The organism is Microbulbifer okhotskensis (assembly GCF_023895975.1).
In the GTDB taxonomy this organism is placed as follows: domain Bacteria; phylum Pseudomonadota; class Gammaproteobacteria; order Pseudomonadales; family Cellvibrionaceae; genus Microbulbifer; species Microbulbifer okhotskensis.
This window is the reverse complement of record NZ_JALBWM010000049.1, coordinates 24,433-30,503: the sequence shown is the minus strand read 5'-3', so window position 1 is coordinate 30,503 and position 6,071 is coordinate 24,433. Positions and strand designations below refer to the sequence as shown.

The window sequence follows — 6,071 nt, the reverse complement described above, 5'->3', positions numbered from 1 at the left end:
GACCAGAGCGCTGCTTGATCAGGCCTGTTGAACACCAGAATTGACAATAACTCTCGCTGCCATAGATGCAAGCTTTGTCAACAAGTCAGGCTGTAAAATAGAGTGGCTGGGATGGTATTTCAACGGAAGTGCCGGAGAATCACAACGTGGTCTCGAAATTTCCATGATCAGTATCACTGATCTAAAATCGAATACTGCCTATGCCTTGGACGCCCAACAGACAATAGACGAAGAAGGTCGATCACGAATTGAGCTATATGCCGATCATGCCGTCAAAGTTGCGGCAGCAATTCGTGCGCTTGGAATTAAATACCTTGCTGCAGATGCCTATTATAGCAAGGTGAAATTTGTTTCAGCCATTATTCCAACGGGGTTGCACATTGTTGGGAAATTGCGAAAAGATGCAAACTTACAGTGGTTATATGAAGGAACATACAAAGGTACGGGTCGCCCCAGAAAATATGATGGCAAGGTTGATTTTGATACAGACATGCATCGTTTTGACTACGTTGGTTTTCTGAATGAAAAAACAGAAGTGTATACGAAAATTGTTCAGCCATCGCCATCAGGAATTTCTGTCATCCATGAAGAAAGTAGAGGCGCAAACGGAGAAAGATACAGATCTGCATGTAATCTTGGATAACTACGTCGCACACAAGTATGAAAAAACCTATAATTGGTTGAAGAAAATCCGCGAGTGGTAATGCATTTCATACCAACCAGCTCATCTTGGCTGAATCTTGTTGAACACTTCTCTGGATTAATCACGGGAAGGAATCGTCGTGGTATCATTTCATCAGTAAACGATCTGGAGCAAAAAATAATGGCGTTCATAGGCATTCACAACGCCAACCCCAAGCCTTTTGTTTGGACCAAGAGCCCAGAAGCGATATTGGAAAAATTGTACGCGCCAAAGCCGTATTGTATTGGGTTCACTGTTTGTTACAGAACACTATCTCAAACCGAGTGGCGCGATGAACTTAATTGGGCTACCCCCCTGTATCTGGCAAGGCATATCAATACACCTACAATATTTTTGATAAAAGCCTACTGTGAACCTTAACGTCATATAAGCTGAGAATAAAGTATGGCACCTCTACTTTGTTCTCAGCTTTGCCACACTTAACTCTCATAGATAAATCAAATATAATCTGCAAAACTACTAGTATTCCTGAATAGATCTCTAGAACTTAACTTCGAGATCAATAGCTTCGCTCTAAATTATGGCTTTAAACCATATCATGGTGACGCAGAGTGATATTATTATGCATTTTCGGTAGCCAGATGAAATAAATATCAAGCTCAGTGCTAACAGTTTCCGAAAAACTCGGACAGCCAGAGTGGATTTATATGAACGTTAAAGGCTATCGTCACTTAACCGCACATAAAGTCGATATTGGTAAAGGAGTTATCCAATGAAGACTAGATACTACTGCTCTAGCGTTAGTGATCCAGGGAACACCCTTACAGAAGAAACGGTCAATATAACCTAAATGGTTACTTGAACCTTCGATCTAAATAGCCAAAAAGACAGTGTCAATCATCCCTAAAGGGAAATAGTGCAGCACCAATACTCTTGGCTAGTGATATTTTGGTTCACTTATCAACCACCCAATGAACACCTTCAACACTCAAATAATTATCCCCAACTCGCAAGGAAAGAATTAACCCCTCCAAATTTGTCGACAACCACAGAGATTTTGTAGTCAAGGAGTATCTCATGAAAATCTCTTTCCTTATAGCTGCTTCACTGGCACTAGCAATTAGCAGTGTTGATAGTGCTGACAACAATTTTCTCACCCAAAATCAAATAGGTATTGGCAATACCGCCAATGCTGATAAATCAGGCAGCGATGTAAGTAACAGTCAAATTGCGCAAACCCAAATAGGCCTGAACAATACTACTAATGCCTTACAAAGTAACATTGTGTTCAATAGCACAGTCAATCAAAATCTGACCAGTGAAAATAATGATATGGATGCTGAACAAATAGATGGGGCGGGTGATATCAGAATCATTCAAGCGCAAGTTGGCAGCACTAAGCTTGCGAGCATACAGCAATAGAATGTCTTTTTTTATAATCTTAAGGTCATACAATCACTTACATATATTTTTTAATCTAACAGAGAATTAATTTTTAGGATTTTTTGTAGTAAAGGAATATAGCATGAAAACCTCACTCTTCGTATCCACTTCATTAGCTCTGGCGTTAAGCACCAGCGCAGTGGCTGATAATAATTTTGTCATTCAAAATCAAATAGGTGCTGGCAATTCAGCCACAGCTGATAACTCAAGTGGCTCGGTGGATAATAGCCTTATTGTGCAAACCCAAGTGGGGTTCAATAATAGTATGACTGCCTCACAAAATAATGTGGTATCAAATAGCATTATCAATCAAACTCAAATTGGCACAAATAACAATATGAATGCCGAACAAATGGATGGCCCGAGCAGTACTATCATTAACCAGACCCAAATTGGTACAAACAACAGCAGCGAATCATCAGACTTGAATAATTCGACCAGTGTCAAGACAACTATACAGATTGGAGATGGCAACACAGCTGAATCCGATCAGGGAACTACCTCCAGCAGTTCTATCGAAGTTTACCAGTTAGGTACAACCAATAACGCCAATGCTCAGCAAGTCATTACTGATTCAACAACACAATTCACGCTTCAGTTTGGCGATCAAAACACGGCCAGTAACTATCAAGAAAACACTAACGGGGTGAGCAGTATAATAAATCAAATTGGCACTACAAATACAGCTGATGTAGTGCAGTTTATTAGCTCAGATAGTACCGCTGAATTGTCACAGGCAGGGCCCAGCAATAGTGCTCGTATCGACCAAATAGACTCCAGCTCAGCGAGTGGATTTATTGCTCAGGTTGGCAACACCAACTACGCTAAAATTTCCCAGCTGGACGCCAATTCGGACACCGTACAAATCCTACAAAGCGGCACGCAGAACTCCGCCGAAACAACCCAAACTATCAGCAACTCCAATAACCTGCTTATTATTCAAGTGGGCACACAAAATAGTACCAGCCCTAATCAAAGCCTATCTGAAAACAGCTCGGCAACTATTTTACAAACTGGATTTGGAAATAGCGTTGATACTGCTGACCAAAATACCTTGTTAGGAAGTCTTTTTTCTATACAACTGGGCAGTGGAAATTCGGCGAACATGAATCAATTGGGAGTAGATGTTAACCTTTCAGTCATCCAGGTTGGCTCAGATAATTCAACTAATTCCCAGCAGGATGGTGTGCTGCTAAGAGCTACCATCGCACAAACAGGAAGTAGCAATGTAGCAGACATTACTCAGAGTGGATTGGGAAATTCCCTAACATTATTGCAAATCGGAAACGGTCATTACAAAGAAATATCTCAAACTGGCGTAAATCAATCTTCCTTTACCACTCAAATTGGCAGTGCCAACTTTGCTAGCGTGCAGCAATAATTCTATCCACAACCCACAGCTATGTACTCAACCAGCACATTGAAGTTCTGGTTGAGTACAGGATAAATCTCAACAACTTGCCTTGACGAAAGGAGGAGCACATTTTTGAATTAATCGCTCATGAAACTCAGAGGTTTTGGTTTTAAAGGAGTATTTCATGAAAATCTCACCCTTTATCTTTAGTTCTAAAGCACTAGCAATTAGTGGTGCAGTCTTCGCCAATAATAATTTTGTCATTCAAAGCCAGACGGGTATCGGCAATACTGCTACCGCTAATAATGTTGACCCGGATGTCAGTAACAGCTTAATCGTTCAAACCCAGATAGGGGTTAATAACAGCGAGGATGCTCTACAAATTGACGGCACCAGCAATAGCACCATTGTACAATCACAAATCGGTGTTGCTAATGACAGTGAGACCGCCCAAGAAAATACCAGCAATGGACAGATAAACACTACCCAATTTGGAGATAATAATAGTGTCAATGCCGGCCAGGGTAGCTCATCAAATGGATCTGTTATCGTCAATCAGATTGGCGCTTCAAATACAGCTAACTCCCAACAGGTAATTTCGACATCCAATTCTTCTCTAACTAATCAGATTGGTGAGCAAAACTCAGCCGAAATCTACCAGGAGGAGCAAACCTCCGGCAGTGGTACCTTGCTACAATTCGGTGAATCCAATACAGGCAATGTCCTGCAATTCCTTGATTCGGGAAGTAATTCGACATTGCTTCAAGTTGGCTTGCTGAACACTGGCCGCATAGATCAAATTGACAGTAACTCTGCCCAGGGATCAATTAGCCAAGTGGGAAGCAATAATTATGCAAAAATATCCCAATTAGATACTAATTCTGATACTGCAGATGTAGTACAGGCGGGCACTCAGAACTCCGCTGAAACCACTCAAACGATCAGTAGCTCCAACAGCGTCTTAATCAATCAGCTGGGCATCATGAATGTCGTCACCACCAATCAGAACTTATCTGAGGATGGTTCCCTGACAATTACTCAAGCTGGTTCTGGAAACCTTGTCGACGCCGATCAAAATACATTGATCAGCAGTGGTCAAATTGATCAACTTGGTAGCCAGAATTCAGCAGGCACAGATCAGCTCGGGATAGACGTCCACCTACTTGTTGTACAGGTTGGAAACAGCAACAGCAGTAGTATTCAGCAGGATGGCGTACTTCTCAATTCACATATTGCGCAGCTGGGCAACTCGAATGAAGCCGTTATCATTCAGGGCGGTTTAGGTAACTCGTTAAGTTTGGTTCAAATTGGGGACGGGCATTATAAGGAAATTACCCAAACCGGTGTAGACCAAACGTCAACAACGATTCAGATTGGCAATGCAAACTTTGCCAATGTAATGCAGTAGAGCCAATACAAGGTTGATTGAACGAAACTACAACGTACTTTAAATAAAACAGTTTTACTGTCAAACATCATATAGGTGGTGTTTGACAGTCTGCCATAAACTGACACTTTGCATTTTCATTACATCCTGCATTCAACTTTGAAGTGCATCAGTTAATCATCTGGAAAAGAACGGTCAGCTGAAGGTAATATCTGCCGCTTCTTCTCCGCCAAGAGATTAAGTGATGACAGAAAGTTAGCGACAGCTGACCGAAGAGCAACGATGCCAGATTTGGGCGTTAAAGAAAAGTGATTGAAGCCAGAGGACAATCGCTAAGGAGATAGGGGTTAGCCAGCCTACGATTAGTCGGGAGTTGACTCGTAATCGAGGTGGTAGTGGGTACCGCCATAAGCAAGCGCAAGGGATGGCCGAAGAGCGGCGTAGGCTATCGAAAAAGCCAACAAAAATACTATCCAAGAACATTGCACTGATAGAGCGCAAGTTGAAGCTACAATGAAGTCCAGAGCAAATTTCCGGCTGACTAAAGCAAGAAGAAAACCTGCTAATCAGCTATGAAGCCATTTACTTGTATGTCTGGGCTGATAAGCAGCGTGGTGGAACTCTATACGAGAACTTGCGGCGTAGGGATAGGCCCTACAATAAGCGAGCTAATGGAAAGTCCACTCGGGGGCACATCAAGAACGCCATCAGTATCGAGCATCGGCCACAAGTTGTCGATGACAAATCTCGTATCGAATACTGGGAAATTGATACCGTTATAGGTAAAGGCCATAGCGGCGCTCTGGTCACCATCGTAGATGGTAAGAGCAAGTTTACTCTCTCTCAGCAGGTTGAGCGCAAGACGGCAGAGTTGGTCACTCAGGCTACGATTGCTCTACTTGAGCCGTATAAACACTTGGTACATACCATTACCGCCGATAATGGCAAAGAGTTTGCTTTGCATGAGAAGATTAGTATGGCTCTGGATGCTGAAGTCTATTTTGCACACCCGCATGCCTCTTGGGAGAGGGCCTAAATGAGAACACGAACGGTCTGCTGCGCCAGTACTTCCCTAAAAATACTGACTTCAAGCTTGTGAATCAAAAAGCAGATGAAGAGGTTGTTGAACGTTTAAATAATCGCCCCAGGAAACCGTTAGGCTATAAAAGTCCTAGCCAAATATTGGGAGAATATACGGCTGCGGCAGTAGCCTAAAGGGTCATGCACTTCATAGTTGAATGCAG

General features: G+C 42.4%; 4 protein-coding genes and 1 pseudogene. All 5 read left to right on the top strand.

Features of this window, described 5'->3' with window-relative positions:
• Nucleotides 1-40: 40 nt before the first annotated feature.
• The 5 genes and pseudogenes from MO867_RS12280 (at nt 41) to MO867_RS24335 (ending at nt 6,042) form a co-directional block, all read left to right on the top strand.
• Nucleotides 41-643: a hypothetical protein gene (locus MO867_RS12280; RefSeq protein ID WP_252467727.1), complete on the top strand. Its 603-nt coding sequence runs from the start codon at nt 41-43 to the stop codon at nt 641-643.
• Nucleotides 644-1,720: 1,077 nt separating this feature from the next.
• Nucleotides 1,721-2,065 (top strand): hypothetical protein, encoded by a 345-nt coding sequence (locus MO867_RS12275; RefSeq protein WP_252467725.1) that lies wholly within the window; start codon nt 1,721-1,723, stop codon nt 2,063-2,065.
• 103 nt (nt 2,066-2,168) lie between these two features.
• A complete protein-coding gene (locus tag MO867_RS12270; protein WP_252467723.1) occupies nt 2,169-3,467 on the top strand; it encodes a hypothetical protein in 1,299 nt (432 codons plus the stop codon).
• Nucleotides 3,468-3,603: 136 nt separating this feature from the next.
• Nucleotides 3,604-4,848 (top strand): hypothetical protein, encoded by a 1,245-nt coding sequence (locus MO867_RS12265; RefSeq protein ID WP_252467721.1) that lies wholly within the window; start codon nt 3,604-3,606, stop codon nt 4,846-4,848.
• 244 nt (nt 4,849-5,092) lie between these two features.
• Nucleotides 5,093-6,042: pseudogene (locus tag MO867_RS24335) on the top strand (IS30 family transposase).
• Nucleotides 6,043-6,071 lie beyond the last annotated feature (29 nt).